Origin of the sequence: Vreelandella salicampi (assembly GCF_013415105.1) — a bacterium.
GTDB classification, from domain to species: Bacteria; Pseudomonadota; Gammaproteobacteria; order Pseudomonadales; family Halomonadaceae; genus Vreelandella; species Vreelandella salicampi.
Genome location: NZ_JACCDF010000018.1, coordinates 1 through 20,583, shown reverse-complemented (window position 1 = coordinate 20,583; position 20,583 = coordinate 1). Strand labels below are relative to the sequence as shown.

Sequence of the window (20,583 nt, the reverse complement as noted above, 5' to 3'; positions counted from 1 at the left end):
CGTGTGCTCAGTCAAGGCTATCCTCGGTGCTTACGACTACTCAGCCCCGGGGATTTCCGTCACGTTTTCGAACACGCTGATCTAAAAGTTCATGGTAAAGGTATGATGGCGCTAGCTCGCTGGAATACCCTCGGGCATCCCCGGCTTGGGCTTGTGGTTAGCAAAAAAAATGTGAAGCTTGCCGTGCAACGCAACCGTTTCAAACGGCTCGTACGGGAATCTATTCGCTTACGCCAACACCAGCTACCTGCGGTTGATATCGTGGTTCTGGCACGACGAGGCGTTCATGATCTCGACAACGAAACGTTACATCGCCAGCTACACGGCATGTGGAAACGTCTGCAGCGCGAAGCGCAACGTGACGCTTGACGACTACGTTTTACCGCTCGACCTCGGCCTGCCGCTTGGCAGGCTTTTGTGTGTCATATGTCGAGTAAAATCACACTGCGCCATTAGCATGTTCACCACCCAGCGGGCAGAACCCTCATGGACGTAAAACGACTTATCCTACTGATTCCATTGGCTATTTTGGCCTATCTCCTAGTTGTTCAATGGAGTCAGGACTATAGTCAGCCGGTTGCTACGCCGTCTTCTTCCACCGAAATCGTACAGCGTAACGGCTCGACCCCAGAAGAAACGCAAGATGATGGTGGCCTTAGCGTGCCCTCAAGTGGCACTCAGCAGGGCGATATCGACGACAGCATGCCGGCTGAAGAAAGCGAAACAGACAGCCGCGACTTTATTGCCGTCACTACCGACGTACTCGATGTGCGTATCGATCCTCACGGTGGCGATATCCTCTATGCCGCGTTGCCGCAGCATAAATTAAGCCTCAATGCTGAGCGCAATTACGTATTGCTCTCCGACAACCAGTCACGCAGCTATGTCGCACGCTCGGGCATTCAGCTTAATGATGAAGCAAGCCGTATTGCCTACTCGCCAGAAAAAACAGAGTACGTGCTGCATGACGGTGAAGAAGAGATAACGGTGGATCTCAGTGCCAATGTCAACGGCATTGACGTAACCAAACGGTTGACGTTTGAGCGCGGAAGTTACGCAGTTGAGGTCAGCTATTACCTCGCTAACAACACCGAAGAGCCGGTTAGCGCGCGCTTTATCGGCCAGTTGGCACGCGATAATAGCGCTGACCCGTCGAGCGGCGTGGCGATCGGTATGAATTCCTATCTTGGGGCGGCCTATTCGACGCCGGAAGAGCGCTACGAAAAGGTCGATTTCGAAACGATCCAAAACGGCGAATTTTCCAACCGCGAGGCAGAAGGCGGCTGGGTCGCAATGATTCAACACTATTTCGTCTCAGCCTGGGCGCCGCCGCAAGATCAGCAGAACCTCTATTATGCGAGTACCGATTCACGTAATCGCAACGTAGCGGCGTTTGCTGGCCCGATTCAGCAGATCTCACCGGATGGTGAAGCCACGCTTGGCGCGACGCTCTATATGGGTCCCAAGGTACAAGACTACCTAGAGCAAGTGGCACCGAATCTCAAGCTTACCGTCGATTACGGCTGGCTATGGTTCATCGCCAACCCGCTGTTCTGGCTGTTGGATAAGATCCACGATGTAGTGGGTAACTGGGGCTGGTCGATCGTGCTGCTGACCGTGCTGGTCAAGCTTGTGCTCTTCCCACTCTCTGCCAAAGCGTACAAGTCGATGGCGCGGATGCGCAAACTCGGCCCGGAGATGCAGCGCCTCAAAGAGCAGTACGGCGATGATCGTCAGAAAATGTCGCAAGAGATGATGAAGTTCTACCAGAAGGAGAAGATCAACCCGCTCGGCGGCTGTCTCCCCATTCTGGTACAGATGCCGGTCTTCATCGCCCTCTACTGGATGCTGCTGGAATCGGTTGAGCTGCGCCATGCGCCGTTCATATTCTGGATTCAGGATCTGTCGGTGAAAGATCCGTACTTTATTCTGCCGATTCTGATGGGTGCGTCGATGTTCGTACAGCAATTGCTCAACCCGACACCGCCAGACCCGATGCAGGCGAAGATTATGAAGATGCTGCCAATTATCTTCACCTTCTTCTTCCTGTGGTTCCCGGCAGGGCTGGTCATCTACTGGGTAGTGAACAACATTATCTCGGTGGCGCAGCAATACTTTATTACGCGCCAGATTGAGAATGACCCCAACGTCGGCAAAGGCAAGCGAACCAAGTAACCAATCGCTTAGCTACGTGAATCAGACCCCCGCCTTGTGCGGGGGTCTGGCGTTTAAGGGCGAAGGAAATCACAATACAGCGAAAAACACGGGAAGCACCATGGCAGAACGACTCTATACCCCTGACACCATTGCCGCGCTTGCCACCCCACCCGGGCGCGGCGGGGTCGGAATTATTCGCCTTTCAGGCCCTGATAGCCGTCGACTGGCCGAAGAGATTGTCGGCCACAGCCCCAGGCCGCGCTACGCCCACTTTGGGCCATTTAACGGCAAAAACGACATTATCGACGAGGGGATTGCGCTCTTTTTTGCCGGGCCGAACTCCTTTACCGGCGAAGACGTACTTGAGCTACAAGGGCACGGCGGCCCGGTGATCATGGATCTGCTCTTGGAGCGCTGTGTGCAGCTAGGCGCGCGCCTAGCGCGGCCCGGCGAGTTCTCCGAGCGCGCCTTTTTGAACGACAAACTCGACCTTGCCCAAGCCGAGGCGATTGCGGATCTGATCGACGCCACCTCGCGTTCTGCCGCAGAAAACGCGGTGCGCTCGTTACAGGGGGAATTCTCGCAGCGGGTTCACGCGCTGGTGCAGCGGCTAATTGAGCTGCGCATCTACGTGGAAGCAGCCATCGATTTTCCCGAAGAAGAGATCGATTTTCTGGCCGATGGCAAAGTTGCCGACATGCTCAATGGCGTTGAAAGCGAGCTTACCCAAGTGCGCGCCGCCGCGGGCCAGGGTGCGCTCATGCGTGAGGGCATGAGCGTGGTGATCGCGGGTCGCCCCAACGCGGGTAAATCAAGCCTGTTAAACGCGCTCACCGAGCAGGAAACCGCCATTGTGACTGATATTGCCGGTACCACCCGCGACGTGCTGCGCGAGCATATTCACATCGACGGGATGCCGCTGCATATTATTGATACCGCAGGGCTGCGCGATACGCCGGATGCGGTAGAGAAAATCGGCGTCGCCCGCGCTTGGGCGGAGATCGAAAAGGCTGACCGCGTGCTGCTGCTCGTTGATGCATCCACCACAGATGCCACCGACCCAATGGCGATCTGGCCGGAATTTGTCGAACGCTTGCCGGATCGCGGGCGCCTGACGCTGGTGCGCAACAAAATCGATACCAGCCATGAACCCGCCGAAATCGATGTATCCACAGCGCATCCGACGCTGCGGCTCTCGGCAAAAACCGGTGAGGGTGTGGATAAATTAAAAACGCACCTGAAAGAGATCATGGGCTTTTCCGCTACCACCGAAGGCCGCTTCTCCGCCCGGCGCCGACACTTGGATGCGCTCGACCGCGCACACGCTGCGCTAGAAGCCGGCCGCACGCAGTTAGACGGCTTCGGAGCCGGTGAACTCCTTGCCGAAGACCTGCGCGACGCGCAACAAGCGTTAGGTGCAATTACCGGTGAATTTAGCGCCGACGATCTCCTGGGTGAGATTTTTGGCAGTTTCTGTATCGGCAAATAATTCTCTTTGGCCCTGTGTGGCTACTCCCCCACCAGCCATTCGGCGTGGTAATAGCAAGAAGGCCCTAAAAGCGGTGTGACCTCGTGCATAGCCGCCGCAAGGCGTTCATCCAGCCCCCAGGGCGGGTTGATCACCAGCATGCCGCTGCCATACATACCGTGGCGCTGTTCGCCAGGTGAGCGAAGACTGAGCTCGCTACGCCAGATTTTACGTATACCGCTGCCGGCAAGCCCCTCAAGCAACGTGTGGTGATGCCCTGCAGGTAGCAGCGGGTACCAGACCATCACCACCGCGTGGCGCACCTTTTTCATTGCCAGCTCCACCGCCTCAGTAACCTCTTGATACTCATCTTTGCGTTCATAACTGGGGTCGATCAGCACGCATAGCCTAGGGGTCGCCACGGGCAAGCGCTGCATTAAACCAGCAAGGCCATCACCGTAGGTACGTGTGGTGTTCTCACTCAGCATTTGGTCTTCTAAGTAGCGGTGCTCACCGGGGTGGAGCTCAAAAAGCTGCAGGGCATCTTGTTCGCGCAAGCGCTGATGTAGCCACCACGGCGAGCCCGGGTAGTGCGTTAGCGTTGCCGGTGACGGTTGAAGAGAAGTGAGGGCATCGCACCACTGGCGCAAAAGCGGGTCGTTAAGGGTGCGCTTGGCTTGCCAGAGCCGCTCAACGCCTTCGCGATGCTCCAGCAAGCGCTGACTCTCTTTTGCCGCCAGCGGATACAACCCACGGCCAGCGTGCGTATCTATATATGTAACAGGCGATTTTTTACGTAATAAATAATCAATGACGGCGAATAGCGTCAAATGTTTATGCACATCGGCAAAATTACCGGCATGGTAGGCGTGCTGATAAGAAAGCATGTGAACCTAAAAAGACGGATAGAAACAAAGAAAAAAGCCCGCCAAAAGAAAATTGGCGGGCCGATGGTTAGAGACTTATTAACAGCAGATTACGCCAACCTACTGTGGGTAAGTTTTACCGCGCCTGCCGGTATTACTGAGCTTGATAGTTCTGGGCGCCCTCGGTTGGCGTCAGTGTGATTTCAACGCGGCGGTTTTGCGCGCGGCCTTGCTCTGTTTCATTACTGGCAACGGGCTGAGCCTCACCGTAACCCATCATGTTTAAGCGTGCAGATGAAACCCCGCTTTGGCTCAGGTAGCCTCCCACGGCCTGGGCGCGCCGCTCGGATAAGCGCTGGTTGTAATTGGCATCGCCCGTACTGTCAGTATGACCGGCGACATTGACGCGAGTATCGGTGTATTCGCGCAGCACGTTGGATACTTCGTTGAGCGAACTGCGTGCTTGCGAAGTTAGCTCACTGGAATCAAAGCCAAAGGTCACGCTACTTGGCATGTTGAGCACAATCTCATCGCCACGGCGGTCGATTTCAATGCGTGAGCCCTGCAAGCTATCGCGCAGTTGATTCTCTTGGCGATCCATATAGGCACCCACGCCAGCACCAGCGGCCGCGCCAACAGCGGCACCAATAAGCGCACGGTCACGACGGCTTGAACTGCCATCGCCCGAAAGTGCCCCGGCAACAGCGCCAACAGCCGCACCAATACCGGTGCCCGTTGCGGTGCTAGAGCGCTGCGTTTGCCCACCGTATGGATCATTAGTTGCGCAACCCGCCACCAATAAAGCGGCCGCAATCGGTGTTAAAAGTCGATAAAAACGCATCACTCACTCCTTCACGTCCTACAGAAAATTCATTATTCGTCGCTGATCTCGGTCAGCAACTCGTTTAAGAATAGTAGGCCTTGCGGGGATGCCCTAAGACTTTTCGCCGTCTCCTCTAAAAGTCCTTTTTTATAGGCGCTTTGTAAGCGTTTATTCAGCACGGCTTCTGGCTGCCCCGTATAGGCCGACCATAACGCCAACGGCACGCCCTCGGTCAGGCGCAGCGCGTTCATGGCAAACTCAAGTGGTAACTCGGCCACGCTTACTTCACGCTTACCCGCCACAAAACCACGTAAATCCCCCAAGCGCTGCAGGTAAGCCTCGGGCTGGCGGGTTTTCCAACGCCGTTCTATCACCCATTCGCCATTGTCGCTGATATGACTGAGCTTACTGTGCGCGCCGGCCCCGATACCGAGATAATCGCCAAACTGCCAGTAATTCATGTTGTGACGGCTTTCACGCCCCGGTTTGGCATAGGCGGAAATTTCATAACGCGAAAACCCCGCCGTTTCCAGGCGCTCGTGCCCTTGGTCTTGAATCTCCCACAGCGCTTCTTCTTCAGGGAGCTCCGGCGGATGAGAGTGAAAAGCGGTATTGGGCTCAAGAGTGAGTTGATACCAAGAGAGGTGCTCCGGCGCGAGCGCGAGTGCCTGGTCGATATCGGCAAGTGCGCGCTCAGGGGTCTGCCCCGCCAGGCCGTGCATCAAATCGATATTAAGGTTGCTAAAACCCGCCGCCCTTGCCTGCTCGACAGCAGCAGCGGCTTCTTCACCGCTGTGAATACGGCCCAGCGCCTCCAGCTGTTCAGCGTGAAAACTCTGCACACCCAGTGAAAGCCGGTTAATGCCCGCCTCACGATAGCCACTAAAACGGTGCTGCTCAGTGGTACCGGGGTTGGCCTCTAAGGTGATTTCAATATCAGGGGCAAACGTCAGCCGCGTCTGTAGCGCCTCAAACAAGACGTGATAAAAACGCGGTGACAACAAACTCGGTGTACCGCCGCCGATAAAAATCGAGACTAACGGACGCTGGGCGGCAAGCGGAAGGTCCGCATCAAGATCGGCAAGTAGCGCGCGCAAGTACGCCTCTTCAGGTAGCTCGCGGTTCTTGGGCTCGTGGGAGTTGAAATCGCAGTAAGGGCATTTACGCACGCACCACGGCGTATGGATATAAAGCGATAACGGCGGCAGTTCAGCCATGCGCCACCTGCGATGTTTCTGCCTCCAGCATTTCCACCAGGGCATGCAGCGCACGGCCACGGTGACTAACACGGTTTTTGCTTTCAGCTGGCAGCTCAGCGGCACTCATGCCGTGATCGGGCAGCCAAAAAAGCGGGTCATAACCGAAGCCGCCCTCACCGCGCGGAAGAGCCAGAATCTCGCCTTCCCAGCTGCGTTGCACAATGATCGGCACCGGATCTTCAGGGTGGCGCAAATACACCAGCACACACCAATAGCGCCCGCTGCGTTGCCCTTCCGCGCAGTCATGAAGGGCATCAATGAGCTTGGCGTTGTTACGCGCATCGCTTTTGGGCTCACCGGCATAGCGCGCCGAATAAATCCCTGGTGCGCCGTTTAAGGCATCCACTTCTAAGCCAGAATCATCCGCCAGCGCCGGTAAACCACTAGCTTGGCTTGCCGCTCGCGCTTTGATTAAGGCGTTTTCTACAAACGTAAGCCCGGTTTCGGCCACATCCTGAACGCCAAAATCTGCCTGCGGGCGTACATCCATCCCCAGCGGCGCAAGCAACTGGTTGAACTCGCGCAACTTTCCCGCGTTACCGCTGGCCAGTACCAACGTTTTATCTGCTGACATCGGAATCTCCTGACATCGTATTACATATATTAACTGTCGCTAAATATTAGCATATGAAAAATCCATAAATATCAAATACATATTTCATAAATAGCTATAAAGAATATATTTATTCAATAACATTTAGTAACATATATTTACGTTTTGGCTTTTATGGTTAACACTGAATTTGTCACCTATTAAGCCTTTATTGTTACAAGGAGCTACTCATGACACCCCCAAAGCCATCCGGCATTGTCTACATAATTACCGAAAAAAGTCCTCAAATTCAGTTATTTGCAGATTACCTAGCCGATAAGACTGGCTGTGCCATCCGCATACAGTCACCGTCGGATACGTTTACGTCGCCCCCATCAGGTAACTTATTGTTACTCATCGATAGTGACCATATTGGCATTGACGCCTTACCCGAGTGGCAAGAAAGGCTGCCATCCGAAATGGCGAAAACCCCCATCGCGGCACTGAACATTCGCAACCTTGATCACGCGTTGGAAGCGCTCTCCTGCGCTCAGCTAAAAGGGGTGTTCTACCGTAATGAGAGTTTAGACGTTATCTGCAAGGGCATTCACGCCCTGATAGATGGGGATTTGTGGATGTCGCGCGACCTGATGGCTCGCCTCATTCTGTTTTACCGCAAGTACCAAAGCAACGCGTTTCGTCCTGCCTGTGGGCTGACCAACCGCGAAATGGAGATTATTACCCTGCTCAGCTCAGGCTCCTCGAATCAACAAATTGCCGAGAAGCTATTCGTTAGCGAGCACACGGTAAAGTCCCACCTTTACAACATTTTTCGCAAAATCAACGTACACAACCGCATTCAGGCGTTGAATTGGATCCACCAAAACCTCGGCCCTATTTTGCCCAATATCGAGGCCGCTCGCAGTCTACAACGCCAGCATACTCCTTAACGAGAGCCATTTCTCTTAAGAGAGGGAGCGGTTATGAACGCATTACGCACCACTGCATTAATAGCACTCACGACAGCTTTCATCATGCCCACCGCGTGGGCAGATACGCTAGATTCGGCTACCCCTGATAGCACACAGGAACAGGCCGAAATCGACGCCATTAACCAATTAGATAGCCCTGATGGCCCTGCCATACAGCAAAGGCCCAACGGCAGCAGCGAGCTCACCGGAGTGCTGGTGGATCGCACCATCACCATGGCAGGGAAAACCTTTTATCGCGCGTTCAGTCAGCGCGCCATGGGTAACCCCCTTATTGGTAACGCCACCCTTACCATTAGCGAACGCCCCGATGCCCGCTGGGGTAGCCAGGTGTGGATCATGGAAGGCAACCGTATGTATTTCCGTACACAGCTCTCCCCAAGAATTAATGAGGCCGACCGTGCCGCCGGGGAAGCCGTGAAAATTGTCGAAGAGGCGATATTACGCCACAAGCTGACATCCGCGATTAACTCAGATAAAGACTTAGGAAGTGAGGAGCTATTCTAATGAAACCGTTTGCCCCCCTTTTGCATAAACGCTACACCGCTATCGCGCTTTTGATGGCCGCTCCGGCGCTTGCCACCGCAGGCGAACTGATTTACCAACCGATCAACCCCTCATTTGGTGGCGACCCCTTCATGGGTAGCCATTTGCTCAGCAAGGCTCAGGCGCAAGATACCACCACCGACCCAAATACAATGCGCAGAGAACCTCTAAGTGCTACCGATCGGCTTGTTCAGCGCCTAGAGAGTCAACTGGTATCCCAGTTACTTTCAGAGGCCAGGCGTGGGGAGATCAGTGAAGGCAGTTTCAACAGCGACGATTTTGGCATCATCGTCAGCGACCAAAATGGCGAACTCGCGATTCAAGTCACCGACAAGCTCACGGGCGATACCACCACTATCCGTGTAGGTAGCATTCTCGCTCCCTGAACCAAAACGGAAATACTTTTCTGAATATGCCAAAGGGCGTTACATCAGGGGGATACTTCATGAAATTTACTGCAATTATCATCATTTCTATATGGCTAAGCGGGTGTGCCGGTGTCGTCGCTACTTCAGAAAACCTTGAGGGGGCGCCTGCCACCCTGACACCTAGGGGCGCGACCTACCAAGATCTGGTCTCGCTGCCACCACCGGCCGGGCGCATTTTTGTCTCGGTGTACGATTTCCGCGATCAAACCGGTCAATACCGCCCAGCGCCTGCCAGCACATTTTCTACCGCCGTTACCCAAGGGGCAGCGGCCATGTTGACGGGCGCTCTATCGGAATCGGGTTGGTTTATTCCACTGGAGCGGGTGGGGTTACAAAACCTACTGACCGAACGGCGCATTATACGCGCGGAGTTTGAGCGCTTTGGCCAGCCCGATACGCTTCCCTCGCTGCGTGCGGCCTCCGTGATGTTGGAAGGCGGCATTATTGCCTTTGAATCCAACGTGCGTACCGGCGGCGCCGGGGCCGAATATTTTGGTATCGGCGCCTCGGGGCAGTATCAAGTGGATCAAGTCACGGTGAACTTACGCGCCGTTGAAATCTCCACCGGCGAAATATTGGCCAACGTCACCACCACCAAGACGATTTACTCCAAAGAGCTGCGTGCGGGGGTCTATCGCTTTATCGACTTCCGGCGGTTGTTAGAAGCCGAGGCGGGCATTACCACCAATGAGCCGGTGCAAATGGCGGTAATGTCTGCGGTTGAATCCGCCGTGATTCATCTCATCGCGCGCGGTGTCGAAAACCGCCTTTGGAATTTAGCGCCTGGCGTCAACATACACGACACGCTTCTTGGGGAATACTTGGATGCCTCCATCCCCATGCTGTAACAACTACAACAAGGGAATATAAAAACACCACATAAAAAAACGTCGCGGCCATGTATTCACATGGCCGCTTTTTTTGCGCCTGGTTTTCTACCTGGCGTTTATAACGCATTGATTGACATCTAAAAAAGTCAATTCACCAAGCCTAATAATGATGAATCTCATACTAACTTATCTAAAAAAATCCACTTTAACCGAAAAGAAAAAAGCAGAAAGACCAACGCAACAATAGAAAAGCTTCTGATAGCGCTATTTTTAAAATCGTCCAAACTCAACTCATGAAACACAAATTGATACATAAAGTTTCAAAAGGGATAACATCATGGAACCGTTAAATGCCTACAACAAAAGCAGACTGGCGAAACAAGTAGCTACTTTTGCCTTTGTCGTAACCGCATCGTTTGTTAACGCGACGGTTCCTGCTGAAGCTGCCAATGATGATAGTTGGGAAAATATGTGGGAAAGCCGAGTTACACAATACGTAAAAAGTATTGATTATAGCTCTTATCAAGGAAACGTCAGTATTATTCAGCAAAACGGAAACGATAATCAGGCAAGTGTTGTCCAATCTCGCTCTGCTGGTTATCAATTCGCTAATTTCGCCCATATTTACCAAGACGGTGATAACAACCAAGCTAATATTTTACAAAGTAATGGCAGCAATATCGGCATTATTGTGCAAGTGGGTAATGAACATAAAGCTGCCATTACTCAAAAAGGCAATAAATTCCAAGCCGAAATTAACCAGTTTGGCTTTGGCAGTGACATAACGCTTTCACAATCACAATCGGGCAGTGGCCTTCGTAGCATTAGCATCGAACAACAAAACCATTCGGGCAATGCACAACCGGTCACTATCGATACCTACTGAGTCGCATTTCGCTTCTCAGTAACCACCAAGCAAGACGATCGAAAAAACCAAAGGGGAACGACCATGAAACTGCAACTTACCTCACTCGCCGCCGCCGTAACTTTTGCAATGAGTGCTGCTACCTTTGCAGCACCACAGCAGCCTACAACTACTATTCAGGCAAGTACCAATCTCACCTCAGTAGATTGGGGTGTTGATAATGCAGGTCTGGATAATACTGGAGGAGCTATCAATCAGGATAATAATGCCTGGACAAGTGGGCCTACGCCAACATTCAGTAGCGCACAAACTGCACTTACTGGACTTAATGGAAATGCTCCAATTTCAAGTGTCACTGGGAACAATAATGAGTCTGAAAGTAATCAAACAGGTTCAAACAACGCGGCTAGTATAGTTCAAACAAATAAGCAAAACGAGTCTATACTTGATCAAACAAATCCAGGAACAGGTCCAGGATCGGATGCCGATATTCAACAGTATGGTCAACGTAACTACTCTAAGGTAGATCAAAATCTATCTAGAGGTGGTATTGTAAATATAATGCAAGAAGGCGATTTCAATGACTCTCGGGTTGATCAATATGGAGGTCGCGATAATAAAGCTGATGTATCACAATCGGGTGATCGAAATAATTCTGTGGTGCTTCAAGGTGGTATGGGTGGCGGCGCAGATAGAAACCAAGCTTGGGTCGATCAGACTGGATACCGTAACGATAGCTATATCGGCCAAACATATGGTGATGATAACTATGCTGATGTTATGCAAAATGGTACAAACGGAGAAAGCTATATCATCCAGCGTGGTAGCGATAACATAGCATTTGTTAACCAGACTGATGGAGCTAATGATTCATACATCATGCAGGATAATTATGGCAACGGCGGTGGTTCTGGTCGTGGACACTACGCAGATGTTTTGCAAGGAGGTGGTAGCAACAACGTTTCTACCATCACTCAGCTAGGTATGACTACAACATCTGCTGCTGGTCATGCTCATGTGACACAAAATGGCTCTGGTAATGAAGTATCTGTTTTACAGTACTAACTTCCAGAAATTTCTAGAGTTATCAATTAATAACCGCCCCCTCGGGGGCGGTTATTTGTTGTCTAAATTTCGATTTATCTCACGGCAATATTTAACGTGCTGCCTTTGCCTTGGGTAGAGGAACGCGAGCGGTTGCCGCTTTTTTGAACGGTTACATCCAGCTGCCCTTCGCTTAACACCTTGATGCTTGCTTGAATTCCCTCGCCTTCAAACGTGTAGTCAGCCGGTACTTGCCCTTCTTCTTGATAGGTTTGCGTATCGCCATTGTGGGTAACGCGCCACTCGGCGCTAAACGCCACACCCGGTGTGCCGCTCACCTCGACCTGAATCTGCTGCCCCATTGCATCCTCCTTCGTCGTTTCTGCGCTCAGTGGTAGCGCGGCCAACATGCTCGCGCCGATTACCGCCTTTAGCCAAGCCGTTGTGTGTTGCATGTGACCCCCCAACGTAAAAGAGCCGCCCAGGTTGGGCGACTCTTTCAGTATAGCTTTTATTGGCAACACTAAGTTACATAGACTCACATAAAGCGCTTTACGAAGGCATCAGCGCAAAGGCTTTTTCAGCCGCATCCAGCGTGAACTGAATATCCTCGGCAGTGTGAGCGCTGGACATAAAGCCGGCTTCGAATGCGGAGGGTGCCAAATACACGCCTTGATCGAGCATGGCGTTAAAGAAACGGCGGAACATTTCCGGGTCGCACGCGGTGGCTTGAGCGAAGTTATCCACCCGCGATTGCGCGGTGAAGAACACACCAAACATGCCGCCGGCTGATTGAGTGATCATGGGGACGCCAGCGGCATCGGCGCGCTCTTGCAGGCCGTGGCATAGGGTATCGACGCGCTGGGCGAGCGCATCATGAAAGCCCGGTACCTGAAGCTTATTCAGCAGCGTCACCCCCGCCGCCATCGCCAACGGGTTACCCGAGAGGGTACCCGCGTGGTAAATCGGCCCAAGCGGTGAGATCTGCTGCATAATCTCGCGCTTACCGCCAAAGGCACCGACGGGCATACCGCCACCGACGATTTTGCCCAAACAGGTTAAATCCGGCGTCACATGGTAGTGCGCCTGGGCGCCGCCGAGGGCGACACGGAAGCCGGTCATCACTTCATCAAAAATCAGCACGCTACCGTGCTCGTTGCACACCCGGCGCAGGGTATCGAGAAATTCCGGCTGCGGCGGGATGCAGTTCATGTTGCCGGCGACCGGCTCCACAATAATGCAGGCAACTTGATCGCCGATCTCATCAAAGCAGGCTTCCACGCCTTCGGGGTCGTTGAACGACAGCGTTACCGTGTGTTCGGCAAGAGACGCCGGCACGCCCGGTGAACTCGGCTCGCCGTGGGTTAGCGCGCCGGAGCCGGCCTTGACCAATAGCGAATCAGAGTGGCCGTGGTAGTTGCCTTCAAACTTCACGATTTTGTCGCGGCCGGTGTAGCCGCGTGCCAGGCGGATCGCCGACATGGTGGCTTCGGTGCCGGAACTTGTCATGCGCACCATTTCCATCGACGGAATCATCTCGCAAATCAAATCCGCCATGGTGGTTTCGATTTCCGTCGGCGTGCCGAAAGAAAGGCCGTTATCCAGCCGCGCGCGCACGGCCGCGAGCACGTCCTGGTCGGCGTGGCCGGTAATCATCGGCCCCCACGAGCCGACGTAATCGACATAGCGGTTGCCTTCCACGTCAAACAGATAAGCGCCCTGGGCGCGCTCCATAAAGACCGGTGGGCGGTGCAGCCCTTTAAACGCGCGCACGGGGGAGTTAACGCCGCCGGGGATATGGCGACTGGCATGGTCAAACAGTTCGGCTGATGTGGTCATGGCGTCCTCTTCGTTATAGATAAACGTTCATATAAAAGTTATCGGGTAAAAAAATGGGCGTCAAAAAAGCGACGGGGTAACGCTTGGCCACTGCCTTGATGATAGCCATGCGACAGGCTTTGCCAGGTAAAGTGCTGCGCCTGCTCGCAAGAAGTCAGTAAGCGCTCGCCTACTGCCAAACGCGCGGCAAGCGAAGACGCCAGCGTACAACCCGAGCCGTGAAACTGCCCCGGCAGGCGCGGCCACTGCCATTGGCGCGTGGTATCGGGCGTATGCAGGGTGTGGGTAATTTGCTGCTGATCACTGCCAGAACGCGGGTCATCGGTGGCGGTCACCAGAATCGCTTGGCAACCTTGCGACATCAACGCCACCGCGCGGGCAGTGTCGTCATCGGGGTCCTGAACGTCTGGTGTCAGCTGGGCAAGCTCGTAACGGTTAGGCGTTAAGATATCCACAAGAGGTAACAAGCGCTGCGCATACGCGCGGCATAAAGCGGGTGTGGATAACTCAGTTCCACCGCCGGCTTTAACCACCGGGTCCGCCACCACCGGCACACCGGGAAAGCGCTGCACGACTTTTTCCACCGCCGTGAGGGTCGCTTCATCGGCAATCAGCCCGATTTTAATCGCTGCCACCGGCAACTCACCCAGCGCGTCTACCATCGCGTGTATCGAATCCGGGCGGGTGGGGATGACGCGATGCACATCGTGAAGATTCTGCACCGTAAGGGCGGTGGGCACCGTGACCGCCCAGCCGCCGGCAGCGGCAATTGCTTCGCTATCGGCAATAATACCGGCGCCACCGGTGGGGTCGTGGCCGGCTAATACCAACACAACAGGGGGGAGGGGCTGTGGCATCAGTACGGCTTAAGCACGGCCAGAATGACGATAATAAGCAGCGCCACCACCGGCAACTCGTTAAACCAACGGAAAAAAACGTGGCCCTTTTTGCAGCGATCTTGCGCGAACTGCTTTAAATAGATCAAACAAACGTGGTGATACGCCACCAGCAGCGCGACCAGCAAGAGCTTGGTGTGCATCCAGCCTTGGCTGAGCCAAGTAGGATTGAGAAACAGCATCCAGCCGCCGAAAATCAGCACGACAATCATCGAGGGCGTCATAATGCCGCGGTAGAGCTTACGCTCCATGGTTTTGAACGTTTCCATGCTGGTGGTCTCGTTTTTATCCCGCGCCATGGCGTGATAAACGTACAAGCGCGGCAGATAAAACAGCGCGGCAAACCAAGTGACCATGGCGATCAAGTGGATCGCTTTTACCCATAAATACATTGTGGCTCCTTACGCGTAGGGGCGCTTAACGCTGTCCCCCATCTCGCTTGCTGTCTGAGGTGTCGTTGGGTGTATCCGCGTTTTTGTTGTGTTCTTGCTGCGAATAGGAGTACTGATAATAACGCTCAATGGCGCCGCGGGTGATGATACCCGAAATGCGTCGCTGCTTCGGCCGGTATCCATGCACCACATACAGCGCGCCAAGGGCGTCATTCTGCAGCGTTATAAACGCTTCGGAAAGGGTGGCTTGCAGGCTAATGGGCGCCATCTCTAGGCGCTGGCCGGGAATTTCCAATAGATCGATCTTCTCTTGGGCGATTTCTTCCGGCGTTTGAGAGGCCTCATGGTCAATCAACCAGCGGGCCAGTTCCGCCGCTTTAAGCGCCAACACCGGCTTGTCGCGCGTCGAACGTTCAATCACGATCCAAACGGGGTTAGTTTCCAACAGCTTGTGCACCTGCGCGTGGGACACCATGCGCTCGGTGCGCACCACGCTGCGCTCCATCACCGCCGGTACCGATACCCGTGAGAGCGCCTGCATCAGCGGCTGTTGAAGCGGGTGTAACCCATAACGCACCGAGCTGATAAAAAAGCCTTCACAACCGGTGAGCTGGCGCGAGGTCAGGCACGCCACCACCACCGCCAGCATCCCCGGCAGCATGATATTGGGCGTATGAGTGAGTTCTAACAGCGCCATCAACGCCGCCAACGGCGCCTGTAACACAGCCCCCATCATCGCGGCCATTCCCAGCATGGCGAATATCGCCGGGTCGGCCGCTCTATTGGGCCAAACAACCCCGCCGAATAGCCCCGTAAGCGACCCGGCGGCGGCGCCAATCACCAATACCGGGCCGATAATGCCAATCGGCACGCCGCCTGCCACGGTTAACGCGGTGAGAATCAGCTTAAACACCACCAGCGCAAGCAGCACCGAGATCGTCAGCTGATTATCCAACATGGCCGCTACACTGTCGTAGCCGATCCCCTGCACTTCGGGGAAAAACCAGGCAACCGCGCCGGTCAACACGCCCGTCGCGCCTAAGCGCAACCACAACGGCCGGTGTCGAATCCATACGCTACGGGAAATATGAATAAAAAGCCCTGCCAGAAGACCAATCGCCAGCCCCATGATCACCACCCACGGCAAATTCAGAAACGAATCCAGCGCGACATCGGGAATACTAAATGCCGGCGCACTGCCATACGCTAACTGCGCCACCAGTGCGCCCATGGTGGACGCCAAAATAACCGGCATGAAGCTCATCAGGGTGTACTCCATCATCACCACTTCCATGGCAAAGATGACACCGGCAATCGGGGTATTAAACGAAGCGGAAATTCCTGCCGCCGTACCGCACGCCACCAGCACTCGTAAACTATTGTGCGGCAGGCGCAACTGCTCGCCCAAACCGCTCGACGCCGCCGCGCCCAAGTGAATCGCCGGTCCTTCGCGCCCCGCCGATAGGCCACCCAGGACGGACACCACACCCACCCACCATTGGTTCAGCCAGTTACGCCGCGGAAAGCGGCCCTGGTGATAGGTCAAGCGCTCAATCACGTGGCTAACGCCGAGCTTGCGCGCGCTGGGTTTCTGCCGATAAAGCAGCACACCCACCAGCGTGACGGCGATTAAAGGCAATAGCGCCCGCCACCAGGGTGCAAGGCCCTCAAACGCCTCAGGTTTGCCTTCCGGCATATATAGCATGGCGCCGGCTTCCAGCAGTAGCCGAAAACCCACCATCAATGCGCCGGTAATCACCCCAGACACCAGCCCCAGCACGCACAGCTGCGGCAGTGCATCAACATTGGCGAGCTGGCGGCGAAAACTCTCAAGGGTAAAATCTGATCGCGAAAAACGTGCCACGCGCACCATCCTTGTTGTTCATCTTGTCGCTTTTATTACCACTCTTTTCTTACCATTCTCTTGTGTATCATAGCCAAAGAGCGTGCAACAGGTTGTTTTCAAGCTCAGACTGTTATCAATGAGGCACAAATAGCGCAAACCGCAAGGAGTTGAGAGTGATAAAAGTAGGTATTGTCGGCGGTACCGGTTATACCGGCGTTGAGCTTTTACGGCTGCTTTCCCAGCACCCCGAGGTCAGCATCGAGGCGATCACCTCGCGCTCGGAAGCAGGCGTTAAGGTATGCGATATGTACCCCAACTTACGCGGCCACTACGATACGCTCACCTTCAGCGAGCCTGACGCCAAAACGCTTGGCGCAATGGACGCGGTTTTTTTCGCCACGCCCCACGGCGTTGCCCACGCGTTAGCCGGTGAGCTTTTGCAAAACGGCACCCGCGTGATCGACTTATCCGCCGATTTTCGTCTACGCGATGTGGATGAGTGGAGCCACTGGTACAACCAGCCTCACGGCGCCCCCGAGCTTCTAGCTGAAGCAGTTTACGGCTTGCCTGAGATGCATCGCGAGACAATCAAAGACGCGCGCTTGATCGCCGTGCCCGGCTGTTACCCCACCGCGGTGCAGCTAGGTTACTTGCCGCTGTTAGAAGCCGGCCTGATTGATTCCTCACAGCTCATTGCCGACTGTAAATCCGGTGTCACCGGCGCGGGGCGCGGAGCGAAAGTGCCGTCGCTACTCGCCGAAGCGAGTGAATCGATGAAAGCCTACGGCGCCTCGGGCCATCGCCACCTGCCAGAAATCCGCCAAGGGCTAAGCGATATTCAAGGTAGCAGCGTGGGGCTTACGTTTGTGCCACACCTTACCCCGATGATTCGCGGTATCCATGCCACGCTTTACGGCCAACTTCAGGCCGAACCACAAGAACTTCAAGCGCTGTTTGAAGCGCGCTACGCCAATGAGCCGTTTGTCGACGTGATGCCCGCTGGCAGCCACCCGGAAACCCGCAGCGTAAAAGGCATCAATACCTGCCGCTTGGCGGTTCATCGCCCCGATAACGGCAATACCGTGGTGGTGCTGTCAGTGATTGATAACTTGGTGAAAGGCGCTTCCGGTCAAGCAATTCAAAACCTTAACCTGATGTTCGGGTTAAAAGAGACGCTAGGCCTAGACGCCCCGGCGCTGATGCCTTGAACAGTGGCATAGCAATATTTCGATAAAGTTGACTGTTTTACTAGGAATTACCCATAATTGCGTTTTAAATAGCCATATTCTCTCACGCTCGCGGGAGGTTCCATGAGCAGTGCCGAATCCTTTGTCCCTACGCCGTTGATGCTGTCTGATAGTGCACGCACACGCATCAAGGCGCTCATTGCAGAAGAAAGTAACCCCACGCTGAAGCTGCGCGTCTATGTGACGGGGGGCGGCTGCTCGGGGTTTCAGTACGGGTTTGATTTTGCCGATAACGTCGCCGAAGACGACACTGTGATCGAGTTTGGCGAAGCGTCTCTCGTCGTTGACCCGCTGTCTTACCAGTATTTGGTCGGTTCCACGGTCGATTACGAAGAGGGCTTGGCCGGTGCCCGTTTTCGTGTACAAAACCCCAATGCCACCACCACCTGCGGCTGTGGTGCCTCTTTTATGGTGTAAACCCCACAACCGCGCTTGCGTCCACATAGCGTTTGCCACTGCTTCTCCCCGTGACTTGACGCCATGGCGGTTTCTCGCCAAGGTTAAAAAGGTCAATAACAGTCTTACGGTCGTTTTGATAGCGTTTTGCGCTATCGGCGTACCATTCAGGCCAATAACGCACGGGGAATACCATGAAAAAAACAGCCATCTTCCACACTAGCCTGCCAAAAACCGCCCTCGCCGCTGCCGTAGCGCTCGGTTTAGGCACCGCAAGTCTCGCCGTCGCCCAAGACAAACCCACCGTTAACGTGGCGACCGACCCAAGCTTTGTGCCTTTCGAGATGATGGACCAAGAAACCGGTGAAATGATCGGCTTCGATATGGACATCATCAACGAAATCGCTGATCGCGCCGGGTTTGAGGTCAACCTCACCACCATGGAATTCAACGGCATTATTCCCGCCGTACAAACCGGCAGCCAGGAAATTGCCATCGCCGGTATCACCATTACCGATGAACGCGCCGAAATCGTGGATTTCTCCGATCCCTACTACGATTCTGGTCTGCGCATTATCGTCCGCGATGACAACGACGAAGTCACCACCATCGACGATCTCGAAGGCATGTCCATCGCGACTAAAATCGGCTCGACCAGCTATGACTACCTGACCGAAAAGTTTGGTGATGACGCGGATATTACCCCGTATCCCGGCACCTCGGATATGTACATGGCGCTTTTGGGCCGTAACGTCGATGCCGCTTTCTACGATGCCCCCAACGTGGGCTACTTCTCGCAAACGCGCGGTGAAGGGCGTACCAAAGTGGTCGGCCCGCTTTACGAAGGTCAGCAATACGGCATCGTCTTCAATAAAGGCAGCGACTGGGTAGAACCCACCAACGAAGCGCTCGCCGAGATGCATGAAGACGGTACCTACGATGAGATCTACACCAAGTGGTTTGGCGAAACCCCCAGCGATGAGTAATCACCGCTAATCTTCTTATTCGTTAACCGCTAACGACGATTTTTCATTTTTATACGCACCAGGGCCGGGTGGTCTCGCCCCCGGCCCTGTGCCGTTATGTTGTGGCTTTTTTAGGAGAGCACACGTGGACGCTACGTTTGAATTTGATTGGGCCGCCGCGTTCGGCTCTATCCCTCACCTATTGCCGGGGATTCCCTGGACGCTGTTGATTTCGTTTGGCGGCCTTGCCTTCGGTTTTTTTATCGGTATCTTTTTTGGCCTGCTACGCATTAGTCCGCTGCGTTGGCTACGTTGGCCCGCTATTGTGTATGTCGAAGTTTTTCGCGGTACACCGATTCTGGTTCAAGTGCTGTTTATCTTCTACGGGTTACCGCAAATTTTGGGCGGCCCCATCAACGCCCTAACCGCCGGGATAGCCGCCATTGCGATCAACTCAGGCGCGTATATTTCTGAAATTGTACGCGGCGGTGTGCAGTCCATTGAGATCGGCCAGCGCGAGGCCTCGCTCTCACTGGGGCTCTCGCGCACACAGGCGTTTCGCTACATTATCTGGCCTCAAGCTTTTCGTCGCATGATCCCACCGCTGGGTAACCAAGCCATTATCAGCATCAAAGATACCTCGCTGTTTTCGGTGATCGGTGTCGGCGAGCTTGTCCGCCAAGGGCAGATCTACATTGCTACCACTTTCACCGCGATGGAGGTCTATTTAATGGTCGCTCTGCTTTATTTGGCGATTACCTGGACCCTCTCCATTCTCCTGCGCCAGTTAGAGCGCAGAGGCCTGGCCGGACAATAAGGACGCGGACATGAACGAGACGACACAACCTATTGTGGCCATGCAAGCGCTGAACAAACACTTCGGTAGCCTGCATGTGCTCAAAGATATTGACCTTGAAATTGTGCCCGGCGAAGTCGTAGTCGTGATTGGTGCCAGCGGCTCGGGCAAATCCACGCTGATTCGCTGTATCAACGGGCTTGAGGAGTTTCAGCAAGGTAGCCTGATGGTGGATGGCAAATCGCTATTCCCCTACGGCAAAAGCGGCAAAGCGCTGCAAAAAATGGCTCTTCGTCGTTTCATGTGGATTTGGCCTGATCAAGCATGCGCCCGACTGGGCTACCGATCAGGTAGATCATGGCGATGAAGTTGGCCTCGTTCCGGTAGCCGCGTGCACGT

General features: G+C 54.4%; 22 protein-coding genes and 1 pseudogene. 14 read left to right on the top strand and 9 right to left on the bottom strand.

The window, feature by feature from the left end; all coding sequences use genetic code 11:
* Positions 1-3: 3 nt before the first annotated feature.
* The 3 genes from rnpA (at position 4) to mnmE (ending at position 3,646) form a co-directional block, all read left to right on the top strand.
* On the top strand, positions 4-369 hold the full coding sequence (rnpA, locus tag HZS81_RS16335; protein WP_179931581.1) for a ribonuclease P protein component: 366 nt from the start codon (positions 4-6) through the stop codon (positions 367-369).
* Between the two features lie 117 nt (positions 370-486).
* On the top strand, positions 487-2,175 hold the full coding sequence (gene yidC, locus HZS81_RS16330) for a membrane protein insertase YidC (protein ID WP_179931580.1): 1,689 nt from the start codon (positions 487-489) through the stop codon (positions 2,173-2,175).
* Between the two features lie 100 nt (positions 2,176-2,275).
* Entirely contained in the window at positions 2,276-3,646 is a 1,371-nt protein-coding gene (mnmE, locus tag HZS81_RS16325) for a tRNA uridine-5-carboxymethylaminomethyl(34) synthesis GTPase MnmE (RefSeq protein WP_179931579.1), read from the top strand.
* 20 nt (positions 3,647-3,666) lie between these two features.
* Here the strand turns inward: mnmE and HZS81_RS16320 are convergent, their stop codons facing one another.
* The 4 genes from HZS81_RS16320 to rdgB all read right to left on the bottom strand — a co-directional run bounded on the left by HZS81_RS16320 (position 3,667) and on the right by rdgB (position 7,147).
* Positions 3,667-4,512: a 23S rRNA (adenine(2030)-N(6))-methyltransferase RlmJ gene (locus HZS81_RS16320; protein WP_179931578.1), complete on the bottom strand. Its 846-nt coding sequence runs from the start codon at positions 4,510-4,512 to the stop codon at positions 3,667-3,669.
* Positions 4,513-4,645: 133 nt separating this feature from the next.
* Positions 4,646-5,332 carry a YiaD family glycine zipper/OmpA-like lipoprotein gene (locus tag HZS81_RS16315; RefSeq protein ID WP_179931577.1) on the bottom strand — a complete coding sequence of 229 codons (687 nt, stop codon included), beginning with the start codon at positions 5,330-5,332 and terminating at the stop codon, positions 4,646-4,648.
* Between the two features lie 32 nt (positions 5,333-5,364).
* Positions 5,365-6,531: a radical SAM family heme chaperone HemW gene (gene hemW / locus HZS81_RS16310; RefSeq protein WP_179931576.1), complete on the bottom strand. Its 1,167-nt coding sequence runs from the start codon at positions 6,529-6,531 to the stop codon at positions 5,365-5,367.
* Entirely contained in the window at positions 6,524-7,147 is a 624-nt protein-coding gene (rdgB, locus tag HZS81_RS16305; protein WP_179931575.1) for an RdgB/HAM1 family non-canonical purine NTP pyrophosphatase, read from the bottom strand. Before rdgB ends, hemW begins: the two co-directional genes overlap by 8 nt.
* 209 nt (positions 7,148-7,356) lie before the next feature.
* On the opposite strand from rdgB, the gene HZS81_RS16300 reads away from it, so the two are divergent.
* The 6 genes from HZS81_RS16300 to HZS81_RS16275 all read left to right on the top strand — a co-directional run bounded on the left by HZS81_RS16300 (position 7,357) and on the right by HZS81_RS16275 (position 11,828).
* On the top strand, positions 7,357-8,055 hold the full coding sequence (locus HZS81_RS16300) for a response regulator transcription factor (RefSeq protein ID WP_179931574.1): 699 nt from the start codon (positions 7,357-7,359) through the stop codon (positions 8,053-8,055).
* 33 nt (positions 8,056-8,088) lie between these two features.
* On the top strand, positions 8,089-8,601 hold the full coding sequence (locus HZS81_RS16295; protein WP_179931573.1) for a CsgE family curli-type amyloid fiber assembly protein: 513 nt from the start codon (positions 8,089-8,091) through the stop codon (positions 8,599-8,601).
* Positions 8,601-9,026, top strand: a complete 426-nt coding sequence (locus HZS81_RS16290) for a curli assembly protein CsgF (protein ID WP_179931572.1) — start codon at positions 8,601-8,603, stop codon at positions 9,024-9,026. Before HZS81_RS16295 ends, HZS81_RS16290 begins: the two co-directional genes overlap by 1 nt.
* A gap of 59 nt (positions 9,027-9,085) precedes the next feature.
* Positions 9,086-9,916, top strand: a complete 831-nt coding sequence (locus HZS81_RS16285; RefSeq protein WP_179931571.1) for a CsgG/HfaB family protein — start codon at positions 9,086-9,088, stop codon at positions 9,914-9,916.
* 319 nt (positions 9,917-10,235) lie between these two features.
* On the top strand, positions 10,236-10,784 hold the full coding sequence (locus HZS81_RS16280) for a hypothetical protein (RefSeq protein WP_179931570.1): 549 nt from the start codon (positions 10,236-10,238) through the stop codon (positions 10,782-10,784).
* 63 nt (positions 10,785-10,847) lie between these two features.
* The gene (locus HZS81_RS16275) at positions 10,848-11,828 is read left to right on the top strand and encodes a hypothetical protein (protein ID WP_179931569.1); all 981 of its coding nucleotides are present in this window, start codon (positions 10,848-10,850) and stop codon (positions 11,826-11,828) included.
* Between the two features lie 74 nt (positions 11,829-11,902).
* Here the strand turns inward: HZS81_RS16275 and HZS81_RS16270 are convergent, their stop codons facing one another.
* The 5 genes from HZS81_RS16270 to HZS81_RS16250 all read right to left on the bottom strand — a co-directional run bounded on the left by HZS81_RS16270 (position 11,903) and on the right by HZS81_RS16250 (position 16,798).
* Positions 11,903-12,262, bottom strand: a complete 360-nt coding sequence (locus tag HZS81_RS16270) for a hypothetical protein (RefSeq protein WP_241697536.1) — start codon at positions 12,260-12,262, stop codon at positions 11,903-11,905.
* 97 nt (positions 12,263-12,359) lie between these two features.
* Positions 12,360-13,646: a glutamate-1-semialdehyde 2,1-aminomutase gene (hemL, locus tag HZS81_RS16265; protein ID WP_179931568.1), complete on the bottom strand. Its 1,287-nt coding sequence runs from the start codon at positions 13,644-13,646 to the stop codon at positions 12,360-12,362.
* 38 nt (positions 13,647-13,684) lie between these two features.
* Positions 13,685-14,503, bottom strand: coding sequence for a bifunctional hydroxymethylpyrimidine kinase/phosphomethylpyrimidine kinase (thiD, locus tag HZS81_RS16260; RefSeq protein ID WP_179931567.1), 819 nt, complete (start codon positions 14,501-14,503; stop codon positions 13,685-13,687).
* The gene (gene hemJ / locus HZS81_RS16255) at positions 14,503-14,934 is read right to left on the bottom strand and encodes a protoporphyrinogen oxidase HemJ (RefSeq protein ID WP_179931566.1); all 432 of its coding nucleotides are present in this window, start codon (positions 14,932-14,934) and stop codon (positions 14,503-14,505) included. The genes thiD and hemJ overlap by 1 nt, the downstream gene beginning before the upstream one ends.
* Before the next feature lie 25 nt (positions 14,935-14,959).
* Entirely contained in the window at positions 14,960-16,798 is a 1,839-nt protein-coding gene (locus HZS81_RS16250) for a chloride channel protein (protein ID WP_179931565.1), read from the bottom strand.
* 155 nt (positions 16,799-16,953) lie between these two features.
* On the opposite strand from HZS81_RS16250, the gene argC reads away from it, so the two are divergent.
* From argC to HZS81_RS16225, 5 genes and pseudogenes are all read left to right on the top strand, one after another.
* Positions 16,954-17,988 (top strand): N-acetyl-gamma-glutamyl-phosphate reductase, encoded by a 1,035-nt coding sequence (argC, locus tag HZS81_RS16245; RefSeq protein ID WP_179931564.1) that lies wholly within the window; start codon positions 16,954-16,956, stop codon positions 17,986-17,988.
* 102 nt (positions 17,989-18,090) lie between these two features.
* Complete coding sequence (erpA, locus tag HZS81_RS16240; RefSeq protein WP_179931563.1) at positions 18,091-18,444, top strand: iron-sulfur cluster insertion protein ErpA; 354 nt, start codon at positions 18,091-18,093, stop codon at positions 18,442-18,444.
* Between the two features lie 173 nt (positions 18,445-18,617).
* Positions 18,618-19,409, top strand: a complete 792-nt coding sequence (locus HZS81_RS16235) for a transporter substrate-binding domain-containing protein (protein WP_179931562.1) — start codon at positions 18,618-18,620, stop codon at positions 19,407-19,409.
* A gap of 124 nt (positions 19,410-19,533) precedes the next feature.
* A complete protein-coding gene (locus tag HZS81_RS16230) occupies positions 19,534-20,205 on the top strand; it encodes an ABC transporter permease subunit (protein WP_179931561.1) in 672 nt (223 codons plus the stop codon).
* Between the two features lie 10 nt (positions 20,206-20,215).
* A pseudogene (locus HZS81_RS16225) lies at positions 20,216-20,464 on the top strand (ATP-binding cassette domain-containing protein); the annotation flags it as partial.
* Between the last annotated feature and the right edge of the window lie 119 nt (positions 20,465-20,583).

What these genes read in the sequence shown, in the direction of transcription:
- yidC (WP_179931580.1), top strand. Translation starts at nt 487, where the DNA reads ATGGACGTAAAACGACTTATCCTACTGATTCCATTGGCTATTTTGGCC.
- mnmE (WP_179931579.1), top strand. Translation starts at nt 2,276, where the DNA reads ATGGCAGAACGACTCTATACCCCTGACACCATTGCCGCGCTTGCCACC.
- HZS81_RS16320 (WP_179931578.1), bottom strand. Translation starts at nt 4,512, where the DNA reads ATGCTTTCTTATCAGCACGCCTACCATGCCGGTAATTTTGCCGATGTG.
- HZS81_RS16315 (WP_179931577.1), bottom strand. Translation starts at nt 5,332, where the DNA reads ATGCGTTTTTATCGACTTTTAACACCGATTGCGGCCGCTTTATTGGTG.
- hemW (WP_179931576.1), bottom strand. Translation starts at nt 6,531, where the DNA reads ATGGCTGAACTGCCGCCGTTATCGCTTTATATCCATACGCCGTGGTGC.
- rdgB (WP_179931575.1), bottom strand. Translation starts at nt 7,147, where the DNA reads ATGTCAGCAGATAAAACGTTGGTACTGGCCAGCGGTAACGCGGGAAAG.
- HZS81_RS16300 (WP_179931574.1), top strand. Translation starts at nt 7,357, where the DNA reads ATGACACCCCCAAAGCCATCCGGCATTGTCTACATAATTACCGAAAAA.
- HZS81_RS16295 (WP_179931573.1), top strand. Translation starts at nt 8,089, where the DNA reads ATGAACGCATTACGCACCACTGCATTAATAGCACTCACGACAGCTTTC.
- HZS81_RS16290 (WP_179931572.1), top strand. Translation starts at nt 8,601, where the DNA reads ATGAAACCGTTTGCCCCCCTTTTGCATAAACGCTACACCGCTATCGCG.
- HZS81_RS16285 (WP_179931571.1), top strand. Translation starts at nt 9,086, where the DNA reads ATGAAATTTACTGCAATTATCATCATTTCTATATGGCTAAGCGGGTGT.
- HZS81_RS16280 (WP_179931570.1), top strand. Translation starts at nt 10,236, where the DNA reads ATGGAACCGTTAAATGCCTACAACAAAAGCAGACTGGCGAAACAAGTA.
- HZS81_RS16275 (WP_179931569.1), top strand. Translation starts at nt 10,848, where the DNA reads ATGAAACTGCAACTTACCTCACTCGCCGCCGCCGTAACTTTTGCAATG.
- HZS81_RS16270 (WP_241697536.1), bottom strand. Translation starts at nt 12,262, where the DNA reads ATGCAACACACAACGGCTTGGCTAAAGGCGGTAATCGGCGCGAGCATG.
- hemL (WP_179931568.1), bottom strand. Translation starts at nt 13,646, where the DNA reads ATGACCACATCAGCCGAACTGTTTGACCATGCCAGTCGCCATATCCCC.
- thiD (WP_179931567.1), bottom strand. Translation starts at nt 14,503, where the DNA reads ATGCCACAGCCCCTCCCCCCTGTTGTGTTGGTATTAGCCGGCCACGAC.
- hemJ (WP_179931566.1), bottom strand. Translation starts at nt 14,934, where the DNA reads ATGTATTTATGGGTAAAAGCGATCCACTTGATCGCCATGGTCACTTGG.
- erpA (WP_179931563.1), top strand. Translation starts at nt 18,091, where the DNA reads ATGAGCAGTGCCGAATCCTTTGTCCCTACGCCGTTGATGCTGTCTGAT.
- HZS81_RS16235 (WP_179931562.1), top strand. Translation starts at nt 18,618, where the DNA reads ATGAAAAAAACAGCCATCTTCCACACTAGCCTGCCAAAAACCGCCCTC.